30 protein-coding genes are annotated in these 26,609 nt (G+C 65.3%); 7 read left to right on the top strand and 23 right to left on the bottom strand.

Annotated elements, in window-relative coordinates; translation table 11 throughout:
* Positions 1 to 375: 375 nt before the first annotated feature.
* A complete protein-coding gene (locus V8683_RS04685) occupies positions 376 to 1,329 on the top strand; it encodes a bifunctional helix-turn-helix transcriptional regulator/GNAT family N-acetyltransferase (RefSeq protein WP_411187263.1) in 954 nt (317 codons plus the stop codon).
* A 94-nt stretch (positions 1,330 to 1,423) separates the two neighbouring features.
* Here the strand turns inward: V8683_RS04685 and V8683_RS04680 are convergent, their stop codons facing one another.
* The 6 genes from V8683_RS04680 to V8683_RS04655 form a co-directional block, all read right to left on the bottom strand.
* Positions 1,424 to 2,236 (bottom strand): MetQ/NlpA family ABC transporter substrate-binding protein, encoded by an 813-nt coding sequence (locus V8683_RS04680; RefSeq protein ID WP_411187265.1) that lies wholly within the window; start codon positions 2,234 to 2,236, stop codon positions 1,424 to 1,426.
* 146 nt (positions 2,237 to 2,382) lie between these two features.
* Positions 2,383 to 3,012: an SCO family protein gene (locus V8683_RS04675; protein WP_411187267.1), complete on the bottom strand. Its 630-nt coding sequence runs from the start codon at positions 3,010 to 3,012 to the stop codon at positions 2,383 to 2,385.
* A 25-nt stretch (positions 3,013 to 3,037) separates the two neighbouring features.
* A complete protein-coding gene (gene cyoE, locus V8683_RS04670; protein WP_411187269.1) occupies positions 3,038 to 3,943 on the bottom strand; it encodes a heme o synthase in 906 nt (301 codons plus the stop codon).
* A gap of 9 nt (positions 3,944 to 3,952) precedes the next feature.
* Complete coding sequence (locus tag V8683_RS04665) at positions 3,953 to 5,062, bottom strand: COX15/CtaA family protein (RefSeq protein ID WP_411187271.1); 1,110 nt, start codon at positions 5,060 to 5,062, stop codon at positions 3,953 to 3,955.
* A 47-nt stretch (positions 5,063 to 5,109) separates the two neighbouring features.
* A complete protein-coding gene (locus V8683_RS04660; RefSeq protein WP_411187273.1) occupies positions 5,110 to 5,778 on the bottom strand; it encodes an SCO family protein in 669 nt (222 codons plus the stop codon).
* Positions 5,779 to 5,867: 89 nt separating this feature from the next.
* Positions 5,868 to 6,617 (bottom strand): SURF1 family protein, encoded by a 750-nt coding sequence (locus V8683_RS04655; RefSeq protein WP_411187275.1) that lies wholly within the window; start codon positions 6,615 to 6,617, stop codon positions 5,868 to 5,870.
* Positions 6,618 to 6,743: 126 nt separating this feature from the next.
* On the opposite strand from V8683_RS04655, the gene V8683_RS04650 reads away from it, so the two are divergent.
* Positions 6,744 to 6,953 (top strand): twin transmembrane helix small protein, encoded by a 210-nt coding sequence (locus V8683_RS04650; RefSeq protein ID WP_027795959.1) that lies wholly within the window; start codon positions 6,744 to 6,746, stop codon positions 6,951 to 6,953.
* 92 nt (positions 6,954 to 7,045) lie between these two features.
* Here V8683_RS04650 and V8683_RS04645 read toward each other — a convergent pair whose 3' ends face one another.
* From V8683_RS04645 to V8683_RS04610, 8 genes are all read right to left on the bottom strand, one after another.
* Complete coding sequence (locus tag V8683_RS04645; RefSeq protein WP_411187277.1) at positions 7,046 to 7,903, bottom strand: cytochrome c oxidase subunit 3; 858 nt, start codon at positions 7,901 to 7,903, stop codon at positions 7,046 to 7,048.
* Positions 7,904 to 8,007: 104 nt separating this feature from the next.
* Complete coding sequence (locus V8683_RS04640) at positions 8,008 to 8,220, bottom strand: DUF2970 domain-containing protein (protein ID WP_411187278.1); 213 nt, start codon at positions 8,218 to 8,220, stop codon at positions 8,008 to 8,010.
* Between the two features lie 6 nt (positions 8,221 to 8,226).
* A complete protein-coding gene (locus tag V8683_RS04635; protein WP_411187280.1) occupies positions 8,227 to 8,796 on the bottom strand; it encodes a cytochrome c oxidase assembly protein in 570 nt (189 codons plus the stop codon).
* Between the two features lie 53 nt (positions 8,797 to 8,849).
* Positions 8,850 to 8,990, bottom strand: coding sequence for a cytochrome oxidase small assembly protein (locus V8683_RS04630; RefSeq protein WP_411187282.1), 141 nt, complete (start codon positions 8,988 to 8,990; stop codon positions 8,850 to 8,852).
* Positions 8,991 to 9,074: 84 nt separating this feature from the next.
* Positions 9,075 to 10,685 (bottom strand): cytochrome c oxidase subunit I, encoded by a 1,611-nt coding sequence (gene ctaD / locus V8683_RS04625; RefSeq protein WP_411187284.1) that lies wholly within the window; start codon positions 10,683 to 10,685, stop codon positions 9,075 to 9,077.
* A 53-nt stretch (positions 10,686 to 10,738) separates the two neighbouring features.
* The gene (gene coxB, locus V8683_RS04620; RefSeq protein ID WP_411187286.1) at positions 10,739 to 12,421 is read right to left on the bottom strand and encodes a cytochrome c oxidase subunit II; all 1,683 of its coding nucleotides are present in this window, start codon (positions 12,419 to 12,421) and stop codon (positions 10,739 to 10,741) included.
* Positions 12,422 to 12,513: 92 nt separating this feature from the next.
* Entirely contained in the window at positions 12,514 to 12,990 is a 477-nt protein-coding gene (locus V8683_RS04615; RefSeq protein WP_411187288.1) for a DUF2244 domain-containing protein, read from the bottom strand.
* Positions 12,991 to 13,270: 280 nt separating this feature from the next.
* The gene (locus tag V8683_RS04610) at positions 13,271 to 14,245 is read right to left on the bottom strand and encodes a methyltransferase domain-containing protein (RefSeq protein WP_411187290.1); all 975 of its coding nucleotides are present in this window, start codon (positions 14,243 to 14,245) and stop codon (positions 13,271 to 13,273) included.
* 137 nt (positions 14,246 to 14,382) lie between these two features.
* Here V8683_RS04610 and V8683_RS04605 point away from each other — a divergent pair, with 137 nt between their 5' ends.
* Positions 14,383 to 15,144 (top strand): ComF family protein, encoded by a 762-nt coding sequence (locus V8683_RS04605; RefSeq protein ID WP_411187292.1) that lies wholly within the window; start codon positions 14,383 to 14,385, stop codon positions 15,142 to 15,144.
* Between the two features lie 55 nt (positions 15,145 to 15,199).
* Positions 15,200 to 15,670, top strand: coding sequence for a tRNA (uridine(34)/cytosine(34)/5-carboxymethylaminomethyluridine(34)-2'-O)-methyltransferase TrmL (gene trmL / locus V8683_RS04600; protein ID WP_411187294.1), 471 nt, complete (start codon positions 15,200 to 15,202; stop codon positions 15,668 to 15,670).
* 72 nt (positions 15,671 to 15,742) lie between these two features.
* On the opposite strand, the gene V8683_RS04595 is transcribed toward trmL, so the two are convergent.
* The 5 genes from V8683_RS04595 to V8683_RS04575 form a co-directional block, all read right to left on the bottom strand.
* A complete protein-coding gene (locus V8683_RS04595; protein ID WP_411187296.1) occupies positions 15,743 to 16,273 on the bottom strand; it encodes an O-acetyl-ADP-ribose deacetylase in 531 nt (176 codons plus the stop codon).
* A 38-nt stretch (positions 16,274 to 16,311) separates the two neighbouring features.
* Entirely contained in the window at positions 16,312 to 17,310 is a 999-nt protein-coding gene (locus V8683_RS04590; RefSeq protein ID WP_411187298.1) for an NAD(P)H-dependent glycerol-3-phosphate dehydrogenase, read from the bottom strand.
* Positions 17,311 to 17,338: 28 nt separating this feature from the next.
* Complete coding sequence (secB, locus tag V8683_RS04585) at positions 17,339 to 17,806, bottom strand: protein-export chaperone SecB (RefSeq protein WP_411187300.1); 468 nt, start codon at positions 17,804 to 17,806, stop codon at positions 17,339 to 17,341.
* Between the two features lie 206 nt (positions 17,807 to 18,012).
* Positions 18,013 to 18,276 (bottom strand): glutaredoxin 3, encoded by a 264-nt coding sequence (grxC, locus tag V8683_RS04580; RefSeq protein WP_411187302.1) that lies wholly within the window; start codon positions 18,274 to 18,276, stop codon positions 18,013 to 18,015.
* Entirely contained in the window at positions 18,273 to 18,698 is a 426-nt protein-coding gene (locus V8683_RS04575; protein WP_411187304.1) for a rhodanese-like domain-containing protein, read from the bottom strand. The genes grxC and V8683_RS04575 overlap by 4 nt, the downstream gene beginning before the upstream one ends.
* Positions 18,699 to 18,896: 198 nt before the next feature.
* Between V8683_RS04575 and gpmA the strand changes: the two genes are divergently transcribed.
* The 3 genes from gpmA (at position 18,897) to V8683_RS04560 (ending at position 22,398) form a co-directional block, all read left to right on the top strand.
* Entirely contained in the window at positions 18,897 to 19,643 is a 747-nt protein-coding gene (gpmA, locus tag V8683_RS04570) for a 2,3-diphosphoglycerate-dependent phosphoglycerate mutase (RefSeq protein WP_411187306.1), read from the top strand.
* Positions 19,644 to 19,909: 266 nt separating this feature from the next.
* Positions 19,910 to 21,502 carry a S41 family peptidase gene (locus V8683_RS04565; protein ID WP_411187308.1) on the top strand — a complete coding sequence of 531 codons (1,593 nt, stop codon included), beginning with the start codon at positions 19,910 to 19,912 and terminating at the stop codon, positions 21,500 to 21,502.
* A 143-nt stretch (positions 21,503 to 21,645) separates the two neighbouring features.
* Complete coding sequence (locus V8683_RS04560) at positions 21,646 to 22,398, top strand: HesA/MoeB/ThiF family protein (RefSeq protein WP_411187310.1); 753 nt, start codon at positions 21,646 to 21,648, stop codon at positions 22,396 to 22,398.
* A gap of 78 nt (positions 22,399 to 22,476) precedes the next feature.
* On the opposite strand, the gene ptsP is transcribed toward V8683_RS04560, so the two are convergent.
* From ptsP to gshB, 4 genes are all read right to left on the bottom strand, one after another.
* The gene (gene ptsP / locus V8683_RS04555) at positions 22,477 to 24,216 is read right to left on the bottom strand and encodes a phosphoenolpyruvate--protein phosphotransferase (protein ID WP_411187312.1); all 1,740 of its coding nucleotides are present in this window, start codon (positions 24,214 to 24,216) and stop codon (positions 22,477 to 22,479) included.
* A 248-nt stretch (positions 24,217 to 24,464) separates the two neighbouring features.
* Entirely contained in the window at positions 24,465 to 24,734 is a 270-nt protein-coding gene (locus tag V8683_RS04550) for an HPr family phosphocarrier protein (protein ID WP_411187314.1), read from the bottom strand.
* A gap of 80 nt (positions 24,735 to 24,814) precedes the next feature.
* Complete coding sequence (locus V8683_RS04545) at positions 24,815 to 25,312, bottom strand: PTS sugar transporter subunit IIA (protein ID WP_411187316.1); 498 nt, start codon at positions 25,310 to 25,312, stop codon at positions 24,815 to 24,817.
* Positions 25,313 to 25,604: 292 nt separating this feature from the next.
* Positions 25,605 to 26,558 carry a glutathione synthase gene (gshB, locus tag V8683_RS04540; RefSeq protein WP_411187318.1) on the bottom strand — a complete coding sequence of 318 codons (954 nt, stop codon included), beginning with the start codon at positions 26,556 to 26,558 and terminating at the stop codon, positions 25,605 to 25,607.
* Positions 26,559 to 26,609: the final 51 nt, after the last annotated feature.

Genomic DNA, 26,609 nt, shown 5'->3' with positions numbered 1-26,609 from the left:
GGTTCTGGGATCGTGGGGCGTCCGGGCGCCGTGTGCGCTGGACCGCTTTGAAGTCGAGCCCATTATATAACCACAATAATACCAGTCAACAGAATGGTATTGATCTGCCATGTCGCCCAGAATCTGTTAATTATCAATAGCTTGCAATTCATCGCCTGGCTGCTTTATGACGTCTTGCCGCATCGGGATTTACCCTGGACATGCCCAATTGGACCTCCGAACAAGACCAAAACGAACGCCCGATACGCTGCGGAGCAGACCAGAGTGATACCACCCTATACCCAAAATGGCAGATCCCAAATAGTGCTAACGTACGTCATGCAGTTCCCCTATAGTCCTGTTTGATAACAATCCGCGACATCGCAAGGGGGCGACTTGTCGACCGAATCCGATGCCATGCGGCACGCCGAGGCCGTGTTGCAGTTCAATCGCTTCTACGCGAAATACCTGAACGCCGAACACGAGCGCCAGCCGCGAAGCGCCTATTCGCTCACCGAAATGCGCGTCTTCCACGAGCTGGCCAGCGGTGCGGCCGACACGGCGGCGAGCCTCGCCCGCAATCTCGTGCTCGACACCGGCTATCTGAGCCGGATCCTCGCCGGGTTCGAGCAGCGCGAGCTGATCTCACGGCGCCCGAGCGAAACCGACGCGCGCCAGTCGCTGCTGAACCTCACCGACGCGGGACGCGCCGAGTACGCATCGCTCGATGCTGCCGCGATTGCTTGCATTGCAACGGCGCTCGGCAAGCTCGCGCCGGCCGAGCAGGAGCAGTTGATCCGGGCGGTTCGAATGATCCAGGGATTGCTCGGGGGACCCGCAGCCCACGGCATCGTCACGCTGCGTGAGCCGCGTCCTGGCGACTTCGGCTGGATCGTCCACGGCCTCGCCCAAGTCTTCGCGCAGGACGAAGCCTGGGGCGCGCAGTTCGAAGCGATGGTGGCCCACACGATCGGCGCTTTCGCGATGAAACACGACCCGGTACGCGAAAACGCATGGATCGCCGAGCAGGAGGGCCAGGCGGTGGGCGGAGCCTTGGTGGTCGCCGCGGGTGAGCATCGCGCGTGCGTGCGGATGTTGTTCGTGGAGCACCACGTGCGGGGGCTCGGGATCGGCTCGCGGCTGCTCGACGAGTGCGTAGGCTTTGCACGACGCGCAGGCTACGCGACGCTCGATATCGAACTGGCACCCGACCTGCCCGAAGCGCGCCGCATGGCCGGACGCGCCGGATTCTCGCTGATGCCCGCAGGGGATCGCGGGCCCGGCACCAGCCCGCTCACCGAACGCTGGACGCGCAGCCTTCACGATACGGTGTCGCGGTGTGCGGCGTAGGCATGGAAAGGCAGGCATAAAAAAAACGCCGCAGCCGCGGCGTTTGCTTTCGCGAGTCACGCATGCGGCAACAAGCCGCATGCCAATGCACCAATCAGAACGACGGCACCATCGAGCCCTTGAACTGGGTCTTGATGAACTGGCGCACGTCTTCCGACTGATAAGCCGCGACCAGCTTCTTCACCCACGGCTTGTCCTTGTCCTGGATGCGCACGGCGATCAGGTTCGCGTACGGGCTGTGGATGTCTTCCAGCGCGATCGCATCCTTGGTGGGCTGCAGCCCGGCTGCCAGCGCGTAGTTCGTGTTGATGACGGCGGCGTCCACGTCGCCGAGCGCGCGCGGCAACTGTGCGGCGTCCAGTTCGACGAGCTTCACCTTCTTCGGATTCTCGGCGACGTCGAGCGGCGTCGCATTGTTGCCGTTCGTACCCGCACCCGCGCGCAGCTTGATCAAGCCCTTGTTCTGCAGGAGCAGCAGCGCACGGTTCTCGTTCGACGGATCGTTCGGCACCGCGACCTTTGCGCCGGCCGGCAGGTCGTTCAGCGACTTGAGCTTCTTCGAGTACACGCCGATCGGCGAGATGTACGTGAGACCCACGCTCACGAGCTTGTAGCCGCGCTGCTTGATCTGGCTGTCGAGGTACGGCCCGGTCTGGAAGCTGTTGGCGTCGAGATCGCCCGAGTCGAGCGCCGCGTTCGGCTGCACGTAGTCGTTGAACTCGATGACCTTGACGTTCAGGCCTTCGCGCTTCGCGACCTTCTGAACGACGGTCCAGACCTCGGCGTCCGGACCCGAGACGGTGCCGACCTTGATGACCTGATCGTCGGCGCGGGCGCCGAAGCTGGCGAGAAGCGTGGTGGCGGCAAAGCCGGCGAGAAGAGCCTTAAGAAGATTTCTGCGCTGCATGGAGGTGATGTTCCTGCCTGTTATTTCGATATCGCCGGCTCGCACGGCATTGTGTGCCGCTGCCGGAGGGGTGGAATGCTCTCACAGAGGGGCGGCTACGCGAAATAATGAAATCGCATACCGGTATGCCGCTGCGTTTTACGTGCTTAGCTGAGCAGCAGCTTCAGGTCGTGAATCCAGGGCGTCACGCCCTGCCCGTCGCGGGCGAAGAGGCGCAGCTTGCCGGTCGGGTCGAACACGTAGCTCGCGGCGGTGTGGTCCATCGTGTAGCTGCCGGGCGTATTGCCTGGCACCTTCGCGTAGTAGACACGGAAGTCTTTCGTGACCTGCTTGAGCGCGGCATCGTTGGCGGGGCGCAGGCCGACGAACGTCGGGTTGAACGCACTCACGTACTGGCTCAGGATCGTCGACGTATCGCGCTCCGGATCCACGGTGACGAAGAGCACCTGAACGCGCTTCGCCGCATCGGGCCCGAGTTGCTGGAGCGCCTGCGAGAGCTCCGCCAGCGTAGTCGGGCAAACGTCCGGACAATGCGTGTAGCCGAAGAACAGCACGACCACCTTGCCCTTGTAGTCGGCAAGCGAGCGCATCGTGCCGTTCGTGTCGGGCAGCGAGAAGTCCTTGCCGAACTGCGTGTTGCCGGTGATGTCGAGGTTCGTGAACGACGGCGCCTGCTGGCCGCAGCCCGCGACGAGCGCGGTGCCGCCGAGGGCGCAGACCGTGGCGAGCGCAACGATCGTGGCGCGCCCAATGCGCGCAAGCGTTTGACGGTTCATGGCAGGGGTCATCGCCGCTCGGGCATCAAGCGCCGATCAGCGCGCGAACGTAGTGATCGACGAGCAACGCCGCGAACAGCAGCGAAAGATAGACGATCGAGTAGCGGAAGGTCCTGCGCGCCAGTGCATCGGAGTACTCGCGATAGATCTTCCACGCGTAGGCGAGGAATACCGCGCCGAGCAGCACCGCTGCCGCCAGGTAGAGCGCGCCGCTCATGCCCGAGATGAACGGCATGAGCGTGACGGCGAACAGAACCACGGTATAGAGCAGGATGCACAGGCGCGTGTAGGCCTCGCCGTGCGTGTTGGGCAGCATCGGCAGACCGGCCTTCTTGTAGTCGTCGCGACGGTACAGCGCGAGCGACCAGAAGTGAGGCGGCGTCCAGACGAAGATGATCAGCACGAGAATCCAGGCGTCGCCGGGCACGTGGCCCGTGACCGCTGCCCAGCCGAGCGCGGGCGGCATGGCGCCCGAGGCGCCGCCGATCACGATGTTCTGCGGCGTGGTGGGCTTGAGCAGCAGCGTGTAGATGATGGCGTAGCCGATGAACGTGGCGAAGGTGAGCCACATGGTGAGCGCGTTCGTGAACGTGTAGAGCGTCCACATGCCCACGGCGCCCAGCACGGCCGAGAACAGCAGGATCTGCATGCTCGTGATCTCGCCGCGCGCCGAGGGCCGCCAGGCCGTGCGGCGCATCATGGCGTCCACTTTCTGCTCGACGAGGCAGTTGATCGCGAAGGCGGCGCCGGCCGTGAGCCAGATGCCGACGGTGCCGCCAACCAACACCTTCCACGGCACCATGCCCGGCACGGCGAGGAACATGCCGATCACCGCGCAAAACACCGCCAGTTGGGTGACGCGCGGCTTCGTGAGCGCGACGTATTGGGAAATCCGGCTACCCGGGGGATGGGAGAGGGTTGTACTTTCCATAGGGCGGGATCACGCCGGCGCGGCGTCGCGCGCAGCGACAACGGCGCGGCCAGGACGGCTATAAGCAATTCGAAAGTTTAGCATGACGACCAGCAGCAACAGGATCGCCGCGCCGCCGTTGTGGGCCACCGCAATGGCGAGCGGCCATTGCAACACGATGTTCGAGAGCCCGGTGAGGAACTGGATCGCCACGACGATCAGAACCCCATTTGCGGGACGCCGCAGCGACTCGAAGCGCCGCAATCCGAGGGCGAACCATACCAGATATGCGATCACCACGAGCGCAAACGTGCGGTGCGTCCAGTGAATCGCGACGAGCGCATCCTGGGTGATGACGTCGCCGTTGCCGTCCATGCCGAGCGCGCGCCACAGGTGGAAGCCGTGATGGAAGTCCATCGGCGGAATCCAGGCGCCGTTGCAGGTGGGGAAGTCCGTGCAGGCGAGCACCGCGTAGTTCGTGCTGACCCAGCCGCCCAGCGCGATCTGCGCGACGAGCAGGGCGAGCGCCGCGAGCGCCGCCGCGCGCCAGCGCCCCGCTTCGGGCTCGTACGCGGGCAGCGGCGTGATGCGCGCCGCGAGCCAGCCGAGCGTGCCGAGCAGCGTGAGGCCGAGCAGCAGGTGCGTCGTGACGATGATGGGCTGCAGCTTCATCGTCACGGTCCATGCGCCGAAAATGCCCTGCACCACGATCAGCGCGAGCAGCGCGGTAGGCCACCAGGGCGAGACATGCAACGGCAGGCGCTTGATGCGCGCGCGCCACGCGATGACCGTTTGCGCGATGATCAGCACGCCGATCGCCATCGCGAAATAGCGGTGGACCATCTCGATCCACGCCTTCGTCATGCTGACCGGGCCGGTGGGCAGCAACGCATGGGCGGCCGCGATCTGCACGTGCGCGATGAACGGCGAGGAGGTGCCGTAGCAGCCCGGCCAGTCCGGGCAGCCGAGCCCCGAATCGGTAAGGCGCGTAAAGCCGCCGAACATCACGAGGTCGAGCGTCAGGAACGTTGTGACCCAGACGAGCTTGCGGAACTTGCCGTCGTCGGCCTTCACCCACACCCATGAGAGCGGGAAAAGCGCAATGCACAAGCCGATCAGGCCGAGTTCCAATACGAACATGTCCTACCTTTTCACCAATTTTTACCAATACATTCGTGCGTCGCACCTTACCCGATCCGCGACCATTTGAGCAGCTTCGAAATGTCGCTCTTGACCTTCGACGGATCCGGGTGCGCCGGAAAACGCATCATCAGGTTGCCGTTCGGATCGACGAGGTAGATGTGGTCGGTGTCCTTCGTCGCGCTGGTGGCGGGCAGCCATTGCGCGAGCGCGGCCGGGTCGGCGCGCAGCATGCGCGTGTCCGGATAGGCGGTCTTGAGGACGTCGGCGACCGGCACGTCGTCCGTACGCAGCCAGACCATCGCGATGCGCTCGCGCTCCTCGCCCTGCGTCGCGCGTATCTGGCGCATGAGGTACAGCTTCGTCGCGCAAGGCTCGCCGCACGCACCGCCGTCCACGGAAATCATCAGCCAGTGACCGCGCAGCGTGGCGAGCGGCACGGCGCGGCCATCGGCGCCGGTGACCGTCAGGCCATCGGGAATCGGGCGCTGCGGCTCGATCAAGGTGCCGTAGTTGGTCGTGCCGCCCGCCGGCTTGACGACGTAGTACATGAAGTACGAGACCGCAATGGGCGCCGCGCAAACGATCGCCATCAGGAGCAGGATCCAGCGTCCGCGCCGCCACGAGCCGTTCGGGCGGCCGCCTGCCGGTGTGGACGCCCGGCGATGCCCGGCGCCATGGCCATCTTGCGGCGTACGGGAAGTTTGCGTCAACAAGGCTCGAACCTCTTTCTCTGGTTGGCGCGCCGCTCGGGGCAGCGCGGATGTCGCGAACGCGCGGACCGCTCTTGCGCAGCGGCGTATCATCAGTCGTCCTTCGGGGCGCGATCCGGGCCCGCCTGCGTGCGCTCTTTTGCCGCAGCCCGCCGCGCCGCATACAGGCCGAATCCGAGGGCCGCGGCAGCCATGCCCCACCACTGGAACATGTAGCCGTAGTTGCGCTCGACGCCCAGGGTCGGTGCCGGCCAGTCTCGCACGAGGCCGTCCTGGACCGCCGGCGCGAAGCCGGACTGCTGGATCACGAACGGCTGCAGCGGCAGCCCGGTTTCCGCCGCGTAGGACGCGACGCCGAGATTCTGCCGTATCTTCTGATGCGGTGCAGAGCCGCCGGCACCCAGTTCGAACGCGCGCGAGGCATCCGCGCGCGCGATGCCTTCCACCGTGACCGGTCCAGCGGGCGTGTCGTAAGGTGCGATCGCGGTGCGATCGGCCATATTGCGCGGCAGCCAGCCGCGATTCACCAGGACATAGCCGCCGCCTTGCAGCTTGAGCGGCATCACGACGTAAAAACCCGGCTGGTCGTTATACGGCCGATTGTCGAGATAGACGACGAGATTCGGCATGAAGATGCCGGTGGCGCGCACCCGATGGAACTCGATGGGGCCAAGCGGCAACGGTGCCGCGCCGACGGTCTGCGGCGGCGCCGACTCGTAGCGTTCGATCTGCGCCTGCAGCGCCTCCTTCTGATGGGCGCGATCGCGCTGCCAGAAGCCGAGGCGGATCGTCACCGCCATCACGAGCAGGATCAGCAGCGCAGGCATGAGACGGAACTTCATCGGGCACGTCCCATGCAGCCGATATCGTCGCGAGGAGCAAGCGGCCCTCGCCGACCCACATCCGGTGCCATAACCGGTGCCATAATGAGACTGGCGCTTTCAGACATGCCCGATTCCGTGAACTTCATGCACATTCTCGTTCCCATCGCGTTCGCGCTGATCATCGCGAGCCTGTTCTCCGCGCTCTATTTCATGATGCACGACCGCGGCCGCACGAAGCGAATGGTCTGGTCGCTCGCCACGCGCGTGGGACTCTCCATTTCGCTCTTTCTCTTCATCCTGTTCGCGCACTGGATGGGGTGGATCCAGTCCACCGGCATTCCGTACGGACGCTAGTCCCCTCTCCCGCGCACATAAACAAAGCGCCGCGCCGACAGGGTCGGCGGCGGCGCTTGGTTATTCAGTCTTCCTGCTTGTTGCGCTGCAACTCAAAGCCAGTACACGACGACATAGAGCCCCAGCCACACCACGTCCACGAAGTGCCAGTACCAGGCGGCGCCTTCGAACGCGAAGTGATGCTCGGCCGTGAAGTGTCCGCGTATCAGCCGCACCATCACCACGGTGAGCATCGTGCCGCCGAGAAACACGTGAAAGCCGTGGAAACCCGTGAGCAGGAAGAACGTCGAGCCGTACACGCCCGAGGCAAGCGTGAGGTTGAGTTCGTTGTATGCGTGAATGTACTCGAACGCCTGCAGGCACAGGAAGCACAGCCCCAGCGCGATCGTCGCCGCCATCCAGGCGATGGCCTTGCTGCGATGGTCGTCGCGCAGCGCGTGGTGCGCCACGGTAAGCGTCGCGCCGGAAGAGAGCAGCAGCGCGGTGTTGATGGTCGGCACCGGGTAGGGCTTCATCGACGCGAACTGCGAGACGAGCTGCGCTGGCCCGGTGTTCGGCCACACGCCGCTGAAATCCGGCCAGATCAGCTTGTAGTCGAGGCTGCCGAGCTGATGCATCGCGATCTCGCGGGCATAGAACAGCGCGCCGAAGAATGCGCCGAAGAACATCACCTCGGAGAAGATGAACCAGCTCATGCTCCAGCGGTACGACACGTCCACGCGCTTGCCGTACATGCCGCCCTCGGATTCGGAGATCGCGTCGCCGAACCAGTGCCAGAGCGTGAAGAGCAGCCACAGCAGGCCGGCCAGCACCCCGATCGGCCCCCACGACTCGCCGTTGATCCACGATGCCAGCGACCCGAGCATGACGACAAGACCGATGGCCGCGCTGATCGGATGCCGCGACGGATGGGGAATGAAGTAGTACGGGCTATCGTTTTGGCCGCTCATGCCTGATTCTCCAGTTTCCAGTTGCTCCGGAAAGATTCCGGCTCTCTGCCTTCCTTATCGCTTCCTGACGTCCTGCAAGACACCCGCAAAACACGAGCCGCGCCTCATCCCACCACGGCATGCACGATCAGCAACAGCACGCAGATGAAAAGCGCCGCGCCGATGAGCGCCGCCGCAATCAGCGCAACAGGGTTCAACTGCGCGGCATCCGCCTCGAGATCCGCGCGCTTGCGAATCCCCAGAAAGGACCACGCTACCGCCTTGAAGAGCTGCAGCATGCCGCCCTTCTTCTTTGCCCCACCGCCTTCGCCGTTCATGCTTCCTCACGTTCCTCCGCCAGCACGCGCCGCGGCTGGCTTGTTCAGCTCGAAGAACGTGTACGACAGCGTGATCGTGTTCACGTCCTTCGGCAGCTTCGGGTCGATCACGAACACCACTGGCATGCGCCGCGCGTCGCCCGCCTGCAGCGTCTGCTGCGTGAAGCAGAAGCATTCGATCTTGTGGAAATACCCGGTCGCCTGCTTCGGTGCGTAGCTCGGGATCGCCTGCGCGGTCACCGTGCGCCCTTCGTGATTCGACAAGTCGTACATCACCGTCATCACCTCGCCCGGATGCACGTCGAGGCTCGTCTGCTCCGGCTGGAAGGCGAGCAGCCCGCGCGCATTCGCATCGAACTCCACCGACACCGTGCGGCTCATGTCCACCTGCGTGTTGCGCGCCTCGCGCTCCGTCGTATCGCGCTGCACCAGGTTGTTGATGCCGGTGACCTGGCAGATCGCGCGGTACATCGGCACGAGCGCAAAACCGAAGCCGAACATCAGGAACGCCACGACGACGAGCTTGACGAGCATCGAACGGTTGAGCGTGCGGTCGCTGGCCCCTTGCGTCGACATCTGGCTTCCTCGAACAATCTTCTCGCAAGACATACCGGCTCAACGCATGCCGCTCAGTACGTGGCGAAATACACCTGCTTGACGATGGCACTCACAAAAAAGGCGGCGACGATAGCCAGCAAGACCAGGCCGAGTCGCAGATTGCCCGCGCGGATTTCCTCGGGCGTTCGTCTTTTTTGTGAATTCCGGATCATGTTTCCCTGGCTGCTTGCTGCAAGCTTTTGCTTAGGCTTCCCGGCCTTGCGTCACGCGCATGCCGGGAAGCCGTTGCCGACACGTCACTCGACCGTCGGCGGATTTTCGAAGGTATGGAACGGAGCCGGGCTCGGCACGGTCCACTCGAGGCCCGTCGCGCCATCCCACGGCTTGTCGCTGGCCTCTTCCAGCTCGCCGCCGCCGCGGTACACGGGCAGCGCCACGAAAAACAGGAAGTACACCTGAGAAAGTCCGAAACCGAACGCGCCGATCGTGATCACCTGGTTCCAGTCCGTGAACTGGGCCGGATAGTCCGCATAGCGGCGCGGCATGCCCGCGAGGCCGACGAAGTGCATCGGCAGGAACGCGAGATTGAAGAAGATCATCGAGCACCAGAAGTGGATCTTGCCGCGCGTCTCGTTGTACATCCAACCGGTCCATTTTGGCGACCAGTAGTACCACCCCGAGAACAGCGCGAACAGCGATCCCGCCACCAGCACGTAATGGAAGTGCGCGACGACGAAGTAGGTGCCGTGATACTGGATGTCGAGCGGCGCCATCGCGAGCATCAGGCCCGAGAGACCGCCGAACGTGAACACGATCAGAAAGCCCACGGCCCACAGCATCGGTGTTTCGAAGGAGAGCGAACCGCGCCACATCGTGGCAATCCAGTTGAACACCTTCACGCCCGTGGGCACGGCGATCAGCATGGTCGCGTACATGAAGAAGAGCTGGCCCGTGACCGGCATGCCGGTCGCGAACATATGGTGCGCCCAGACCATGAACGAGAGGATCGCGATGGAGGCCGTGGCGTACACCATCGAGCTATAGCCGAAGAGCGGCTTGCGCGAGAACGCCGGAATCACCTGCGACACGATCCCGAACGCCGGCAGGATCATGATGTACACCTCGGGGTGCCCGAAGAACCAGAAGATGTGCTGGTACATGACCGGGTCGCCGCCGCCCGCCGCGTTGAAGAAGCTCGTGCCGAAGTGGCGGTCGAACAGGAGCATCGTGATCGCACCCGCCAGCACCGGCATCACGGCAATCAGCAGGTATGCGGTGATGAGCCACGTCCACACGAACATCGGCATCTTCATGAGCGTCATGCCCGGCGCGCGCAGGTTCAGGATCGTCACGACGATGTTGATGCCGCCCATGATCGACGACGCGCCCATCATGTGCAGCGCGAAGATCGCGAAGTCCATGCCGGGGCCCATCTGCGTGGAAAGCGGCGCGTAGAGCGTCCAGCCCGCTGCCGTCGCGCCGCCCGGCGAGAAGAACGAGCCGACCAGCAGGCAACCGGCGGCCGGCAGCAGCCAGAAGCTGAGGTTGTTCATGCGCGCGAAGGCCATGTCCGGCGCGCCGATCTGCAGCGGGATCATCCAGTTCGCGAAGCCCACGAACGCCGGCATGATCGCGCCGAACACCATGATCAGACCGTGCATCGTGGTGAGCTGGTTGAAGAACTCGGGGCGCATGATCTGCAGGCCCGGTTCGAACAGCTCGGTGCGGATCCCGAGCGCCATCACGCCGCCCGAAAGGAACATCACGAACGAAAAGATCAGGTACAGCGTCCCGATGTCCTTGTGGTTGGTGGCCAGCAACCAGCGGCGCCAGCCGTGCGGTGTCGCGTGGGCGTGTTCTCCGTGGACGTGACCGTGGCCCGCTACATCGTGTCCGATGCTCGACATGAGTCTCTCCTAGTGCAAATCCGAGTGCTGCTTGTACGTCCCTGGCCGGCAGCTCAGGCTGCCGGGCCGATTTCCACGCGCCGGGCTTCCCTGGCATCGCTGCCGCCCGTGACCGTTTCCGGCTTCTTGAGAACAATTCGATCTTCCGCGATCCCCGCCGACTTCAGCGCGTCGCGCACCGCCTGTGCACGGTGCTTCGCGAGTTCGGCGTTGACGCCCGCGTTGCCGCTCGCGTCGGTGTAGCCCGAGAGGGCGAGCTTCGCGTCCGGGTGAGCCTTCGCGTAGTCGGCAGCGGCCGCGATCGTGTCCTTCGCATCGGCGGGCAACGTGCTCTTGCCGATGTCGAAATAGATGCTGGCCGGCAGCGACGCCGCGCTGGTCGAAGCGCTGGTCGACGCACTCGCGGCCGAATCCGCGGCCGAACCTGCCGCCGCGCCCGATGCCTGATCGGCGCCGCTCGCCGCGGCCGCGCCGCTGGCCTGATCCGCGCCGCCGGCCGCAGCCGCGCCGCTCGCCGCCGCGCCCGCATTGGCCGTCTGACCGCCGCCCTCGGGCATCTTGCCGTTGCGCGCATCCGCGACCTGGCGCGGCTGCAGCACCTCGCCCGTGTGATTGCCCCACGAGTTGCGCTCGAACGTGATGACCGAGGCGATCTCGACGTCGCTGAGCGTCGGCGCCCACGAAGGCATTGCGTTCTTGCCGTGCAGGACGATGCTCACGTGACCGGCGAGCGGACCGTTGACGATCTTGCTGCCGTCGAGCGCCGGGAACGCGCCGGCGCCCTTGCCGGTCGGCTGGTGGCAGACCGCGCAGTTCGACATGTAGACCTTTTCGCCGCGCGCTTTCAGCTCGGCGAGCGTGTAAGTCTTGTTCGGGTCGTCGTTGGCGGCGGCCATCTTCGCCTTCTGCGTGTCGACCCACTTGGCATAGTCATCGTCGGAGACCACTTCGACCACGACCGGCATGAACGCGTGCTCCTTGCCGCACAGCTCCGTGCAGAAGCCGCGGAAGGTGCCGATCTTCTCGGCCTTGAACCACGTGTCGCGCACGAAGCCCGGAATCGCGTCCTGCTTCACGCCGAACGCGGGCACGTACCACGAGTGCACGACGTCGTTCGCGGTCGTGATGATGCGGATCTTCTTGTTGACCGGCACGACGAGCGGGTTATCGACTTCCTGGAGATAGGTGTCGGTGATCGGCGTCTGGCCATCCACCTCGGCGCGCGGCGTCGAGAGCGTGGAGAAGAAGTTGATGCCCTCGCCCGGCCCCTTCACGTAGTCGTAGTTCCATTTCCACTGGTAGCCCGTGACCTTGATCGTGAGGTCGGAGTTCGAGGTGTCCTTCATCGCGACGACGGCTTTGGTGGCGGGCAGCGCCATCAGCACGACGATGATGAACGGCACGATCGTCCAGATGATTTCGACGGTGGTGCTTTCGTGGAAGTGGGAGGCCTTATGGCCCTTCGATTTGCGGTGCGCAAAGATCGAATAGAACATGACGCCGAACACACCGACAAAGATCACGGTGCACAGCAGCAGCATCATCATGTGGAGGCTGAAGAGCTCCTCGGCGATCTTCGTCACCGGCGGCTGGAAGTTGATTTCGTTCACCGCCGGGCCGCCCGGGCTGTCTCCTACGGCAAGGGCCGCGCCGGCGAACAGGAGTCCGCTACATGCCAGCACACCCGAAAGGGCTCGCTTGATTGTTTTCATAGCTTCCTTACCCATGATTTCCATTCAAACCCTCGACCCCGCAGGAAGGTTGCGGATCGCGCGAAGGATGCACGTGCCGGAAAAGCCAGGCACAACCCTGACGCGGCCCGAGCCGCTCAAGGTCCGCACGCGAGCCACATGCGCAGTTCCCGCGCGAACTGCGCACGCCGGTATTGCGGCAGGTACAACCCGACAGCGACCGTCTGGCCGCGGGATACGAGCCGCACCGGATCGCGTGGCGACGCGACCGGCTCGACCCGGACCCAGCGGGGATTGAATTCGAACTGGGAGAGCGTGTCGGCGCTCATCTGTTCGATCACCAGCCGGTTCGGATACAGCCTGATACGTTCGTAATCGACAGCGTGGCGCGCATAGACGGCAAAGGCGCCCCCTACTACCAACAGATCGATACCGGTGAACGGCAGTACCAGCCAGGCGCCGTTGATCAACAGCAAGACGGCGATCGTGACGGAAACGAAAGCCAGCGACACAAAGAAGTACACGAATTGCCTGGGCGAGACCGAACAGTTGCGCTTCATCAGCCAGTCCTTGATGACCGGCTCGGGACTCGCCAGCAGATCGGACGTCTGCATCGCTGCCTCCTGCCGCACACCACTGCAACAACCTCAGACTATCGCTGCCCGGCGCGTCGCACAACTCTCATAACACTGTAGACGCAGGGCTTGACACATCGGAACCCGGGACGCCCCATGCGGCAAACTGACGCATTATAGGCACGAACTCCCGACACCCACAAGCCAGGTCTGATCGCCCCCAAGTCCAAGCCAGACAAGGCTTTGCACGATCTTCACAGGCTTTTTCGGGAGCATTTCGGTCGCTAATTTCAGGCATAACGAAAGCCCCCTTGCCACCTCATCGATTCCTTGCCGGGCCTCGCCCGATATCCTCGATTCTGACGATGCCGTGCCCTTCGGCAGTCGTGCGCGGCACGGCCTTCCATGCGTGTCCGTAGATGATTTCGAAGGTGAGCGGGATCGTGCCGTCCTCGCGGCGGCGCGCTTCCAGCGCGGCCGCGAGCGCGCGATAGAGGCGCCGCGCGGCATGGGCAGTGCCCGTGGTGCCGGTTTCCCGCTCGAACGGATACGCGCCCCAGCGGCGCACGTCGGCAAGCAGCTTGTCGGCGGAGCGATAGGTGACGGTGATCGTCTCCTGATCCATCACCGGGATCTCGAAGCCGTTCTCGACGAGCATGTCGCCCAGGTCGTGCATGTCGACGAAATCGATGACGTGCGCGCGCGTCGGCACGCCGTGCGCGGCCTCGACCTCGGCCCATGCGCCGCGCAGTTCCTTGAGCGTGTCGGGGCCGAGCGTGCTGAACATGAGCAGGCCGTTCACCTTGAGCACGCGCTGCCACTCGCCGAACACGAGGTCCGGGCGCGAATGCCAGTGCAGCGCGAGGTTCGACCAGAGCAGTTCGAAGGCGCCGTGCGCGAACGGCAGCGCGGCGAAGTCGGCTTGCGCGAAGCGCGGGCCGCGTGCGCCCAGCGCCCGGCCGATGGAGGCAGGAAGGAAGCGCCGCCAGCTCGTGTCGCCGGCGTCGTGATGCAGCGCGCGCTGGAGCATGGCGAACGACAGGTCGGTGCCGAAGACGGGCGCCTCGGGAAAACGCTGACGCAATGCGGGCAGGTCTTCGCCGGGGCCGCAGCCCACGTCGAGCACGCTCGCGGGATTCACCTTGATGTAGTCGAGCCGCTCGCGCATACGCTGGGCGATCTCGCGCGGCAGGAACGCGACCTCGTGAAAGGTCGCAGCGCGGCGGTCGAAGATGCGCCGCAGTTGCCGGGAATCATAGGCCGGACGGCCGGGTCTGGCGGGAGACGGGGACATGTCGGTCGTATTGGCGAAGTCTGCGAAGTATACTCGCTCACTCCCATCCTTTCAGTACGCGAGCCCTCACCACGGGCCGTCCGCCGATGCCGCCGCCGTCCGTCCCGCCGCCCGCTGTCCTTCGCGCAAACCGTTCGATGCGCCTGCGCGTCTGTCAGAGCCTGCGGACCCTCGCCACACCGACGTGGCCCCGGCTTGCCCAGTTCGTGCTGCCCAATCAGTGTTCATTATGCGGCAATTTGTCGCGAGCGGTACTCTGCGTGGCCTGCGACGCACGCTGCTGGAACGAGCCGCGCCTGCGTTGCACCGTCTGCGCGCTTCCGCTTGCCGGCGCGCGGCGAACGACAGGGCGGGCGCGCTACCGCTGCGGCGCGTGCAGCGAAACGCCGCCTGCCTTCGATACGACCATCGCGCTTGGCGACTACCGTGCGCCGCTCGATCTGCTCGCGCGCGGGCTGAAGTTCCATGCGCGCCTCGCGCTGGGCGCCGCCTTCGCCCGGCAACTCGCGCGGGCAGCCGAAGATGCACTCGACCCCACCGATCGACCCGACGTGATCGCGCCGGTGCCGCTCTCGCGCGAGCGGTTGATCGAACGCGGCTACAACCAGGCGTGGCAGATCGCGCGGCCGCTTGGGCGCGCGCTGCGCACGCGCGCGGACCCGACGCTCGTACGCCGCGTGCTGCACACCGCGGCGCAATCGCGGCTCGACCGCGACACGCGCCGCCGCAATGTCGCGCGCGCGTTCGCGCTGACCCGACCGGTGCGCGGCCTGCACGTGGGCATCGTGGACGACGTGATGACCTCGGGCGCCACGCTCGACGCGCTCGCGCACACGCTGAAAGCCGCAGGCGCGAGGCGCGTGACGAATTTCGTCGCACTGCGCACGCCGAAGGACTGATACGGTTTCTCCATTCCTTGTTGCTTTAGTTGCTTCTCAACGAGTCTCACCCATCATGTTCAATGTCGTTCTCGTCGAACCGGAAATTCCGCCAAACACCGGCAACGTCATTCGCCTGTGCGCGAATACGGGTGCGCGACTGCATCTGATCGAGCCGCTAGGCTTCCCGCTCGACGACGCGAAGATGCGGCGCGCGGGACTCGACTATCACGAATACGCGCAGATGCACGTGCATCGCGACTGGGACGCCTTTCTCGCCGCCGAGTCGCCCGATCCGTCACGGATGTTCGCGTTTACGACGCGCGGCTCGGGACGCTTCCATGCCCATGCCTTCGTGCCCGGCGACTGGTTCGTGTTCGGTGCGGAAACGCGCGGCCTGCCCGAGGCGCTGCTCGAGCGCATTCCGGATGAACAACGCGTGCGCCTGCCGATGCGCCCGGGCAACCGCAGCCTGAACCTCTCGAATACGGTGGCCGTTGTCGTGTTCGAGGCGTGGCGTCAAGCGGGGTTCGAAGGCGGCGAGTGAAGCCGCCACCGGCAGGATCAGGAAAATAATGGACGACGCATCGAGTGGCGTCGTCTCCGATGTCGACGAATATCAGGAAGAACGCGCCGCGAGTTCGCGCCGGTAGCGCGTATTCATCGCATCGTCGAAGCACGCGAAAGTCACGTGCTCGAGTTCGGCGTAGTCCAGCAGGAAGCCGATCACCGTCTGCGTGGCGATGAGCACGGCATCATCGGCGGGGAAATGGTAGACGCCGCAACTGATTGCCGGAAACGCGATGCTGCGCACGTCCGCCGCTCTGGCGCATTCGAGCGAGCGGCGGTAGCACGACGCGAGAAGCCGCGCCTCGTCATGGCCGCCGCCATGCCACACCGGACCGACGGTATGGATCACATGCTTCGCGGGAAGCCGGTAGCCCCGGGTGACTTTGGCGTCGCCGGTGGGGCAGCCGCCCAGTGTCTCGCATTCGCGCAGCAGACCCGGCCCGGCGGCGCGATGGATCGCGCCATCCACGCCGCCACCGCCCAGCAGCGAGGTATTCGCGGCATTGACGATCGCATCGACGGCGAGCGTCGTGATATCGACCACCCGCGACTCGATCCGGCAGTTTCCGATGGTAAGCATGTCCGTCCTCCTGGCGGGCGAAGCGCGGACGAAGCGCCCTACTCCGCCTTGGCGTCGCGCCTGAGCAGCGCGCTCACGGCATCGCTCGGCGCAACGCCGTCGAACAGCACGGCGCAGACCGCCTCGGTAATCGGCATGTCGATACCGTGCACGCGCGCGATCGCCAGCACGGCCTGCGCGCAGCGCACGCCTTCGGCGACGTGACCGAGCGCGCCGAGGATATCGTCGAGCGTGCGGCCGCTCGCGAGTTGCATGCCCACGGTGCGGTTGCGCGACAGATCGCCCGTGGCGGTAAGGATGAGGTCGCCGAGGCCTGTCAGCCCCGTAAAGGTTTCGGCCCGGCCGCCCAGCGTCACGCCGAGCCGCGACATTTCCGCGAGCCCGCGCGTAATGAGCGCGGCGCGCGCGTTCAGCCCGAGGCCGAGGCCGTCCGAGATGCCCGTCGCGATCGCCAGCACGTTCTTGACCGCGCCGCCCACCTCGACGCCCACTACGTCGTCGCCGGTGTAGATGCGCATCGCACGGTGATGGAATGCGCCGAGGGTGCGCTCGCGGCACGCCGCGGACGTGCTCGATATGGTCAGCGCAACGGGCAGACCCTGGCCGACTTCGCGCGCAAAACTCGGACCCGAGAGCACGCCATTGCTGGCGTGATCGGGCAGTTCGGCGGCCACGACCTGGTGAGGCATGAGCTGCGTGTCGGCCTCGAAGCCCTTGCAGAGCCAGACGAAATGCGCAGGCACGCGACCGAGATCGCGCATCGTGCGCAGAAGCGCGCGCAGCCCGGCTACGGGCGTCGCGACGACGACGAGCGCCGTCTCGTCCGACGCGTGGTCGAGCGCGGCGGCGAGATCCGTTTCGTAGTGGAGATTGCGCGGCAGCGAGATTCCCGCCAGATAGCGGGCATTCTCGTGCGTTTTGGCGAGGGCGCCGATGAGCGCGCCATCGCGCGCCCACAGCACCGTGTCATGCGCGCGGGCCAGATGGCCGGCCAGCGCGGTACCCCACGCGCCGGCGCCGAGAACGGCGACTTTCATTGCGATACTCCGCTCCGGCGGCCTGGGGTCAATGCGTGGCGCTGCTTTGCGCGCCGTCCTGCTGCGCGATCTGCTGCAGGCGTTGCTCGTAGAGCGCCTGGAAGTTGATCTCGGCGAGGTGGATCGGCGGGAAACCGGCGCGCGTGATCGCGTCGGCAATGTTCGAGCGCAGGTACGGGAACAGGATCGTCGGGCACGCAATGCCGACGAGCGGATCGAGCTGCTCGGCCGGAATGTTGCGGATGTCGAAAATACCGGCTTGTTTGGCCTCGATCAGGAACGCGACCTTGTCCTTCACCTTCGCGGTGACCGTGCCGGTGACGAGAATCTCGTAAACGGATTCCGCAAGGCGCTCGGCCTTGACGTCGACTTCCACTTCGACCGAAGGCATGTCCTGCTCAAGGAAGATGGCCGGCGAATTCGGCTGCTCGAGCGACATGTCCTTGAGGTAGATGCGCTGGATATTGAAGAACGGCTGGTTGTTCTCGTCAGACATGGTGATTGGCTTCCCTGATTAAATGGATTGCAGCAGCAAATGACAGCGCAAACTGCGGTACAGCGCATACGACAACAAGCCCGCGCGGCCGCCTTACGTGAAAGCAGGTCTGCGCGGGCTCGAAAAGCCCTGCGGCGCCTCGAACGGTCCCACGACGGTCCCGCACACCGGCTTCGCCCGAAAATCAGGCTGACTGCGGGCTAACCTCAAGCCGCCTTGTCGAGCAGCGGCATCAGGCCGCCGGCGCGGTCGAGCGCGGAGAGGTCGTCGTAACCGCCCACATGCGTCTCGCCGACGAAAACCTGCGGCACGGTCCGGCGGCCGGTGCGGGTCATCATTTCCTCGCGACGGGCCGGGTCCCGGTCGATCAGCACTTTTTCGATGTGCTCGACGCCGCGCGACTTTAAAAGACGTTCGGCCATCTGGCAATACGGGCACACCTGGGTGCTGTACATGACCACCTTGTTCACTTCGAACCTCCTTGTTTCACGACCGGCATACCGGCCTGCTGCCAGGCGTTCACGCCGCCGTCCAGGACATGGACTTCGGCAAAGCCGGCATCCTGCACGAGGCGCTGCGCCTTGTGCGATTGCTGGCCCGTCTGGCAGACCAGCAACACCGGGTTGCTCTTGTTCTTCACGGACTGGCCCACCTTGGCCTGCAGCTCGGCAAACTCGAGATGACGGGCCGAAGGCAGATGCCCCTTCGCGAAATCCTCCGCGGAACGCAGGTCGATCACCACCGCGTTGCGGCGGTTGATGAGCTGCGTCGCCTCGGCGGCGGAAACGCCGCCGCGCCCGCCGCGCTTGAGCGTCGGCCACAGCAGCATCCCTCCCGAGATGAGGACGATCGCGATGAGTACAAGGTTGATGTAATTGGTAAAGAACGTCACGGAAAATCCGCCGGAAAAATGAGAAAGCGTGGGAAATCGGGAGCAGGCAATCTTGTCATTATAAAATAACCGTTTGTCGCGAGGGTGGCGCGCCCCTGCCCGGGCCGAAGGGTCACCCCCGAGGCCCTCCGGACGGGCCGAGGCTCCTCCCGTCCCCTATTACCCGACTACCGCTTCCTCACTACCGACCGGCATCCCATGTACAAACTCGTGCTCATCCGCCACGGCGAATCGACGTGGAACAAGGAAAACCGCTTCACCGGCTGGGTCGACGTCGACCTCACCGAACAGGGCATCCGCGAAGCCCAGCAGGCGGGCCGCCTGCTCAAGGAGTCCGGCTACACCTTCGACATCGCCTACACGTCGGTGCTCAAGCGCGCGATCCGCACGCTCTGGCACGTTCAGGACCAGATGGACGAGATGTACCTGCCGGTCGTTCACTCGTGGCGCCTGAACGAGCGTCATTACGGTGCGCTTTCGGGCCTGAACAAGGCCGAAACCGCCGCGAAGTACGGCGACGAACAGGTTCTCGTCTGGCGCCGCAGCTACGACACGCCGCCGCCCGCGCTCGACCCCGCCGACCCGCGCACCGCGTACAACGACCCGCGCTACGCGAAGGTGCCGCGCGAGCAGTTGCCGCTCGCGGAGTGCCTGAAGGACACCGTGGCGCGCGTGCTGCCGATCTGGAACGAGTCGATCGCACCGGCCATCAAGTCGGGCAAGAAGATCGTGATCGCCGCGCACGGCAATTCGATCCGCGCGCTCGTGAAGTATCTCGACAACATTTCGGACGACGACATCGTCGGCCTGAACATCCCGAACGGCGTGCCGCTCGTCTACGAACTGGACGAGAACCTCAAGCCCATCCGGCATGACTACCTGGGCGACGCCGAGGCCATCGCCAAGGCACAGGCTGCCGTCGCGAACCAGGGCAAGGCTGGCTGAGCATCGTTTGGCCCGGGGGTTTGCCCCCCCGGTTTTGCTCCCCCTCCGCTTTTTCCCGGCTTCGCTGTCAAAACTGCCAGCCCGGCGTCAGCGCCACGCCCGACAAGGCTTTGCCGTCGGGCTCATGCGAACCGGGCACGCGCTTCGCTGTCGAACCCCCATCTTCCGCGCACGACGCACAGCCCCGGCGAGTGTGCAGTTATACTTGTCCGTCGCTTTTCCATTAGACGCTGCCACGCGCCTTTCGACCGCACGCAACAATCTCTATGCGAAAGAACCTGAAAAACATCGGCCTGATTGCCGCTGGCCTCGCGACCGGCGTATTTGCCACCCTGCAGATCTCCGCCTCGGCCCAGCAGACCACGACCGAGCCGCTGCCGCTCGACCAGTTGCGGCTCTTTGCCGAAGTGTTCGGTCAGATCAAGCATGATTACGTCGTGCCGGTCGACGACAAGAAACTGCTGATCTCCGCGATCAAGGGCATGGTTTCGAGCCTCGACCCGCACTCGTCGTATCTCGACAAGACCGATTACGAGGAGCTCCAGGAGCAGACCAAGGGTCGCTTCGCGGGTCTCGGCATCGAGATTTCGTCCGAAGACGGCCTGATCAAGGTCATCTCGCCGATCGAGGACACGCCCGCGTTCCGCGCCGGCATCCGTCCGGGCGACCTGATCACCCGCATCAACGACAAGCCCGTGCGCGGCATGACGCTCGACCAGGCCGTCAAGCAGATGCGCGGCGACCCCGGCACGAAGGTCACGCTCACGATCTTCCGCAAGACCGACGACCGCACCTTCCCGCTCACCATCACGCGCGCCATCATCAAGGTGCAGAGCGTGAAGACGAAGGTGCTGCAGCCGGGCTACGCCTACATCCGCATCACGAGCTTCCAGGAGCGCACGGTGCCGGATCTCGCCGACAAGCTGCAGGACATCGCGCGTCAGGAGCCGCACCTCAAGGGCCTGATTCTCGACCTGCGCAACAACGGCGGCGGTCTGCTGCAAAGCGCCGTGGGCGTTGCGGGTGCGTTCCTGCCGCCGGACTCGGTGGTCGTTTCGACGAACGGCCAGATCCCGGATTCGAAGCAGGTCTATCGCGACACCTATGAGAACTACCGCCTGCCCTCGTTCGACGGCGATCCGCTGAAAAACGAAGCGGCCGAGTTCAAGACGGTGCCGATGGTCGTGCTGACCAACGCCTACTCGGCTTCGGCTTCGGAAATCGTGGCGGGTGCGCTGCAGGACCAGAAGCGCGCACTGATCGTCGGCAAGACGACGTTCGGCAAGGGCTCGGTGCAAACGGTCCGGCCGCTCACGGCCGACACGGCGCTGCGCCTGACGACGGCGTACTACTACACGCCGACCGGCCGCTCGATCCAGAACAAGGGCATCCGTCCTGACTACGCGGTCGACCAGTATTCGGACGGCGATCCGGACGACGCGCTCGTCACGCGCGAAGTGGACTACTCGAACCACCTTGCGAACACACAGGATCCGAACGAGAAGAAGGAGCAGGAAACGCGCGAGCAGGAGCGCATGGACATGCTCCAGCAACTCGAAGAGCAGAACGACAAGAAGACGCCCGAGCAGCGCGAGAAGGATCGCAACCGCAAGCCGGTCGACTTCGGCACGCCGGACGACTTCATGCTGCAACAGGCCATCAACGTCCTGCAGGGCAAGCCGGTGATCGAATCGAAGTCGCCGATGGAGCGCCGCCTCGCGCAGGAGAAGCCGGAGCAGTCGGCTTCGGCGCCGATCGCCGTGAAGCCGGCGGCTTCGGCGGTGCCGGGCGCCTCGGCCCCGGCTGCCGCTCCGGCCTCGGCGGCTTCCGCCCCCCAGCCGGCCTCGCAGGCGAAGTAACCGCTGTGGCAACACCCGCTCCCGAAACCCGCGCATAACGCGGGCGCCGGGAGCGGACCTCCTCGCGCGACTACAATAACGAAACCGAATTCACGGCGCGCGATTCCGGTCTCCTCGCTGCGCTCAACTCCCCGCGCATCGCGATGAACGACGATCAACTCCTCCGCTATTCCCGTCATATCCTCGTCGACGAGATCGGCATCGAGGCGCAGCAGCGCTTTCTCGACGCGCACGCGATCGTGGTCGGCGCGGGCGGCCTCGGCTCGCCGGCGGCGATGTATCTGGCGGCGTCGGGTGTGGGCGCGCTCACGCTCGTCGACAACGACACCGTCGACCTCACCAATCTCCAGCGGCAGATCATGCACGAGACGGCCTCGGTGGGCCGGGCGAAGGTCGAGTCGGGCCGCGACGCCATCGCGCGGCTGAATCCCGAGGTGAAGGTGAGCACCGTGCAGGCGCGCATCGACGACGCCTGGCTCGATGCGCATGTGCCGGGGGCGGCGGTCGTGCTCGACTGCACCGACAACTTCGCGACGCGCCACGCGATCAACCGCGCCTGCGTGAAGCACGGCGTGCCGCTCGTTTCGGGCGCGGCGCTGCGCTTCGACGGCCAGATCAGCACGTTCGACTTCCGCGACCCGGCTTCGCCGTGCTACGCCTGCGTGTTCCCCGAGGACCAGCCGTTCGAGGAAGTGGCCTGTTCGACAATGGGCGTGTTCGCGCCCACGGTAGGCATCATCGGCGCGATACAAGCCGCCGAGGCGCTGCGCGTGATCGGCGGCATCGGCGAGCCGCTCGTCGGCAAGCTCATGATGCTCGACTCGCTGCGCATGGAATGGAACACCATGCGCATTGCGCGGCAACCCGACTGCCCTGTTTGCGGCGAGCGTCACTGAACCCCGAGATCGAATTGGCCACAAGCGCAAACGCCCCGGCATGCCGGGGCGTTTCTCGTGATACAGATGCAGGACCGCTCAGGCCTCGGCCACGCGCCTGAGCGCCGCGTGCAACTCCTCGGGCTCGTAGGCCGCCAGCACGTCGGCCACGGGCTTCTCCAGCGACTTTAGCTGCGAGCGCAAGATTTCCTGCTTCACCACGAGCAGTTGGCTCGGATGCATCGAGAACTCGGTGAGCCCCATGCCGAGCAACAGGCGCGTGAGCGTCGGGTCGCCTGCCATCTCGCCGCACACCGAAACCGGCACGCCGGCGCGCCGGGCCTCGTTCAGCGTATGCGCGATCAGTTGCAGCACGGCCGGATGCAGCGGGTCGTAGAGATCGGCGACGGCATTGTCGGCGCGATCGATCGCGAGCGTGTACTGGATCAGGTCGTTCGTGCCGATCGAAAGGAAGTCCAGACGCCGCAGGAACATCGGCAGCGAGAGCGCCGCCGCCGGAATCTCGATCATCGCGCCCACCTGCACGTTCGGATCGTAGGCGAGGCCCGCGTCGTCGAGCTGGCGCTTCGCCTCGCGGATCAGGTCGAGCGTCTGGTCGATCTGCTGCGCATGCGCGAGCATCGGAATCAGGATCTTGACCATGCCGAACGCCGATGCGCGCAGGATCGCACGCAGTTGCGTGAGGAACATCTGCGGTTCGGACAAACTCCAGCGGATCGCGCGCAACCCCAGCGCCGGGTTCGCCGCCGTCTCGTAGCCGTCGCTCGCGGTCATCGAATCGAGCGGCTTGTCCGCGCCCACGTCGATCGTGCGGATCGTCACCGGCAGCCCGTTCATGAGCTCGGCCGCGCGGCGGTAGGCGAAGAACTGCTCGTCCTCCTCCGGCAACTGGTTCTTGTGGTTCATGAACAGGAACTCGGTGCGGAACAGGCCCACGCCCGTCGCGCCCGAGTCGAGCGCCGCCTGTGCGTCCTCGGGCAGTTCGATGTTCGCGTAGAGCTCGATCTTCGTGCCGCACAGCGTCTGCGTGGGCGAGAACTTCAGCCGCTGCAGCTTGCGCCGCTCAAGGGCCATCTCGCTCTGGCGCCAGGTGTACTCCTCGAGCACGATCGGCGCGGGATCGACAATCACGACGCCATGATCGCCGTCGACGATGATGAGGTCGTCCTGGCGAATCAGCGCGCTCGCCTGCTGCACGCCCACGGCCGCCGGAATGCCGAGGCTGCGCGCGACGATCGCCGTGTGCGAGGTGCGGCCGCCGAGGTCGGTGACGAAGCCCTGGAAGGTCTGGGTCTTGAACTGCAGCATGTCGGCGGGCGCGATGTCGTGGGCGACCACGATCATCTCGTCGCAACTGCCGTGCAGCACCGCGGGCGACGCGCCCGCCAGCGCCTTCAGCACGCGCTCCACGACCTGCTCGATGTCGGCCTTGCGCTCGCGCAGATATTCGTCCTCGACTTCGTCGAAGTGGCGCGTGAGCCGTTCGAGCTGCTCGGTGAGCGCCCATTCCACGTTGAAGCGCCGGGTGCGGATGAGGTCGATGGTCTCCTGGACGAGCATCACGTCCTTCAGGATCATCAGGTGCACGCCGATGAACGCGCCCATTTCGGTAGGCGCGTCGGCGGAGAGGTCCGCGCGCAGCGCGTCGAGTTCCTGCTCGACGACGGCGAGCGCCGCGCGAAAGCGCTCGATCTCGGCCTCGATCTTGTCGGGCTCGACCAGATAATGGTCGACGTCGAGCGCAGCCGGAGCGATCAGATAGGCTCGCCCAATGGCAATACCGCGCGATACGGGAATTCCATGCAGCGTGAACGGCACGCGCACCTCCTCTGGTTATGTGATGCCGCGGCAAACCGCTGCAATGCGCTCTCTCAGACCCCGATGGCGATTATAAATTCCGTGCGCCGCTCCTGGCTCGTTAAGTCCTTTCATTAAGTCCAATTAATGGCCGGGACATGCTGCCGCGCAGCATGCCGTTCACTCGCCGCACTCGCCGTAATGCGCCCATACAAAAACGCCGCGGGCAAAGCCGCGGCGTCTCGACATTCAAGGGCGATGCACGCGGATCATTGGCCTTCGCCGAACTTGTCGGCAATGAGCTTGAGCAGCGCGCTCATGGCGTCGGTCTCGTCGGGACCTTCGGTTTCGATGAGAACCGTGCTGCCAATGCCGGCGGCCAGCATCATCACGCCCATGATGCTCTTCGCGTTGATCCGGCGGCCGTTGCGGCTCATCCAGATTTCGGACTGAAAATTGCCTGCCAGTTGGGTCAGCTTCGCCGACGCCCGCGCGTGCAGGCCAAGTTTGTTCACGATGGTCGTTTCTTGTTGCAGCATAGGTTCGATCCGGGCGCTGTGTGTTTGAGTGAGACGGGTTCGGTCAATGATCGGGAAGCGCGGCCGCGCTTGCGTGACGGCTATGCGCCGGCCGGTTTCAGCTTGCCTGCCGCGAAATCGGAGGCCGCGGAGGCCGCTTCGGCGCACGGCGTAGGCGCGCAGGCACACTCCGTGGCCGCGGGCGGCGGCGTGGCCGGGCCGATCGCCTGGATGCCGTTGCTCGCGCCAGCCAGCGCCTTCTCGACGAGGGTTTCGAGCGACGTCGTCCGGTAGCAGACGGCGCGCACCAGCATCGGCAGGTTCACGCCCGCCAGCACGCGCACCTGCGGCAGCGTCGCGAGACGCGAGGCGATGTTCGAAGGGGTCGCGCCGAACATGTCGGTCAGAACGAGTGCGCCATTCTCCTCGCGCAGCCGCTCGATTTCCGCATTGGCCTGTCTGACGACCTCGGTGGGGTCGCTGTCGGGAAGGACGTCGAGTGCGCCAACGCGCGCCGGACAGCCGCCGTAGATGTGCGCGATGCAATCGCGTAGCGCGGTGGCTAGCGGTGCGTGCGCGATGATCAGAATGCCTGCCATGTCAGCCTGACTGCAAAAACGGCTCGGTTGATGGCCGAGCCGATCCCCACGATCGTGTCCGGCAGCGCCGATCCCGAGGCCAGCCGCGGGCCTTCAGGGTCGGAACACACGCCGCGCAGCCGTACCGTAAACGTCTTGTCAGACGCCCGCCGGCCTGCCCGGAACGCGGGCTCGCGGCATTGTAGCAGGGTCATTTTCGCGCGAGCGAAGAGCTTTTGCTCGCGCGGTGGCCGTCGCGCCATGGCCCCTGCTACCCCATTCCCTGCATCAGATGCTGGCGGGCGCGTTCGATTCAAGCCGCCGCACGCTCCAGCGCGTCGACGAACATCGCCGCCACGTCGAAGCCCGTCTGGTCCATGATCTCGCGAAAGCAGGTCGGGCTCGTGACGTTCACTTCGGTGAGCCAGTCGCCGATCGCGTCGAGCCCCACCAGCAGCAGGCCGCGCGCGGCCAGCACCGGCGCGAGCGTCTTCGCGATCTCCCTGTCGCGCGCGGTGAGCGGCTGCGCGCGGCCAAGGCCGCCCGCCGCCAGATTGCCGCGCACCTCGTTGCCCTGCGGAATGCGCGCGAGCGAATACGGCACCGGCTCGCCGCCGATCAGCAGGATGCGCTTGTCGCCTTCCTTGATCTCGGGGATGAACTTCTGCGCCATCACGCTGCGCGCACCGTCGTGGCTCAGCATCTCGATGATCGAGCCGAGGTTCATGCCGTCCGGCTTCACGCGGAACACGCCCATGCCGCCCATGCCGTCGAGCGGCTTGAGGATCACGTCCTGGTGCTCTTCATGGAACGCGCGCAGGCGCGCCGCGCTGCGCGTGACGAGCGTGGGTGCGACGAACTGCGGAAACTCGCCGATCGCGAGCTTCTCCGAATGATCGCGGATCGACTGCGGGCGGTTGAAGATCTTCGCGCCCGCGCGCTCGGCCAGTTCGAGCAGCCACGTGGACGTCACGTACTCCATGTCGAACGGCGGGTCCTTGCGCATCACGACCGCGTCGAAGCCCGTGAGCTCGCGCGAAGCGTCTTGCGCGACGAACCACGGTTCGCGATGCAGATCCGCCAGGTCGCCGACCATCTCGAAGCGCCGCACGTCCGCCTCCACCCTGCCGTTCACCCAGGCGAGGTGCTGCGGCTCGCACGCGTAAAGCGTGTGGCCGCGCCGCGCGGCCTCGGCCATCATCGCGTAGGTCGAGTCCTTGTAGATCTTGAACCGCTCGAGCGGATCGGCGATGAAAAGAATGTCCATGTCGTCCCTGCTGCGCCCCCGAACGGGCGCCGTTTATCCGTTATGCGAAAG

The organism is Paraburkholderia sp. AV2, from assembly GCF_054968425.1.
The sequence above is the reverse complement of the archived record's forward strand: the minus strand, read 5'-3'. Positions and strand labels throughout refer to the sequence as shown.

Coding starts and splice junctions, on each gene's coding strand:
- V8683_RS04640 (WP_411187278.1), bottom strand. CDS start 8,220: ATGAACGGCGAAGGCGGTGGGGCAAAGAAGAAGGGCGGCATGCTGCAG.
- trmL (WP_411187294.1), top strand. CDS start 15,200: ATGTTCAATGTCGTTCTCGTCGAACCGGAAATTCCGCCAAACACCGGC.
- V8683_RS04655 (WP_411187275.1), bottom strand. CDS start 6,617: ATGAAGTTCCGTCTCATGCCTGCGCTGCTGATCCTGCTCGTGATGGCG.
- V8683_RS04665 (WP_411187271.1), bottom strand. CDS start 5,062: ATGTTCGTATTGGAACTCGGCCTGATCGGCTTGTGCATTGCGCTTTTC.
- V8683_RS04545 (WP_411187316.1), bottom strand. CDS start 25,312: ATGGCAGGCATTCTGATCATCGCGCACGCACCGCTAGCCACCGCGCTA.
- V8683_RS04595 (WP_411187296.1), bottom strand. CDS start 16,273: ATGCTTACCATCGGAAACTGCCGGATCGAGTCGCGGGTGGTCGATATC.
- V8683_RS04565 (WP_411187308.1), top strand. CDS start 19,910: ATGCGAAAGAACCTGAAAAACATCGGCCTGATTGCCGCTGGCCTCGCG.
- V8683_RS04560 (WP_411187310.1), top strand. CDS start 21,646: ATGAACGACGATCAACTCCTCCGCTATTCCCGTCATATCCTCGTCGAC.
- coxB (WP_411187286.1), bottom strand. CDS start 12,421: ATGGAAATCATGGGTAAGGAAGCTATGAAAACAATCAAGCGAGCCCTT.
- V8683_RS04610 (WP_411187290.1), bottom strand. CDS start 14,245: ATGTCCCCGTCTCCCGCCAGACCCGGCCGTCCGGCCTATGATTCCCGG.
- V8683_RS04645 (WP_411187277.1), bottom strand. CDS start 7,903: ATGAGCGGCCAAAACGATAGCCCGTACTACTTCATTCCCCATCCGTCG.
- V8683_RS04630 (WP_411187282.1), bottom strand. CDS start 8,990: ATGATCCGGAATTCACAAAAAAGACGAACGCCCGAGGAAATCCGCGCG.
- V8683_RS04680 (WP_411187265.1), bottom strand. CDS start 2,236: ATGCAGCGCAGAAATCTTCTTAAGGCTCTTCTCGCCGGCTTTGCCGCC.
- gpmA (WP_411187306.1), top strand. CDS start 18,897: ATGTACAAACTCGTGCTCATCCGCCACGGCGAATCGACGTGGAACAAG.
- V8683_RS04675 (WP_411187267.1), bottom strand. CDS start 3,012: ATGAACCGTCAAACGCTTGCGCGCATTGGGCGCGCCACGATCGTTGCG.
- cyoE (WP_411187269.1), bottom strand. CDS start 3,943: ATGGAAAGTACAACCCTCTCCCATCCCCCGGGTAGCCGGATTTCCCAA.
- V8683_RS04590 (WP_411187298.1), bottom strand. CDS start 17,310: ATGAAAGTCGCCGTTCTCGGCGCCGGCGCGTGGGGTACCGCGCTGGCC.
- V8683_RS04650 (WP_027795959.1), top strand. CDS start 6,744: ATGCACATTCTCGTTCCCATCGCGTTCGCGCTGATCATCGCGAGCCTG.
- ctaD (WP_411187284.1), bottom strand. CDS start 10,685: ATGTCGAGCATCGGACACGATGTAGCGGGCCACGGTCACGTCCACGGA.
- V8683_RS04605 (WP_411187292.1), top strand. CDS start 14,383: ATGCGCCTGCGCGTCTGTCAGAGCCTGCGGACCCTCGCCACACCGACG.
- secB (WP_411187300.1), bottom strand. CDS start 17,806: ATGTCTGACGAGAACAACCAGCCGTTCTTCAATATCCAGCGCATCTAC.
- V8683_RS04550 (WP_411187314.1), bottom strand. CDS start 24,734: ATGCTGCAACAAGAAACGACCATCGTGAACAAACTTGGCCTGCACGCG.
- V8683_RS04615 (WP_411187288.1), bottom strand. CDS start 12,990: ATGCAGACGTCCGATCTGCTGGCGAGTCCCGAGCCGGTCATCAAGGAC.
- V8683_RS04635 (WP_411187280.1), bottom strand. CDS start 8,796: ATGTCGACGCAAGGGGCCAGCGACCGCACGCTCAACCGTTCGATGCTC.
- gshB (WP_411187318.1), bottom strand. CDS start 26,558: ATGGACATTCTTTTCATCGCCGATCCGCTCGAGCGGTTCAAGATCTAC.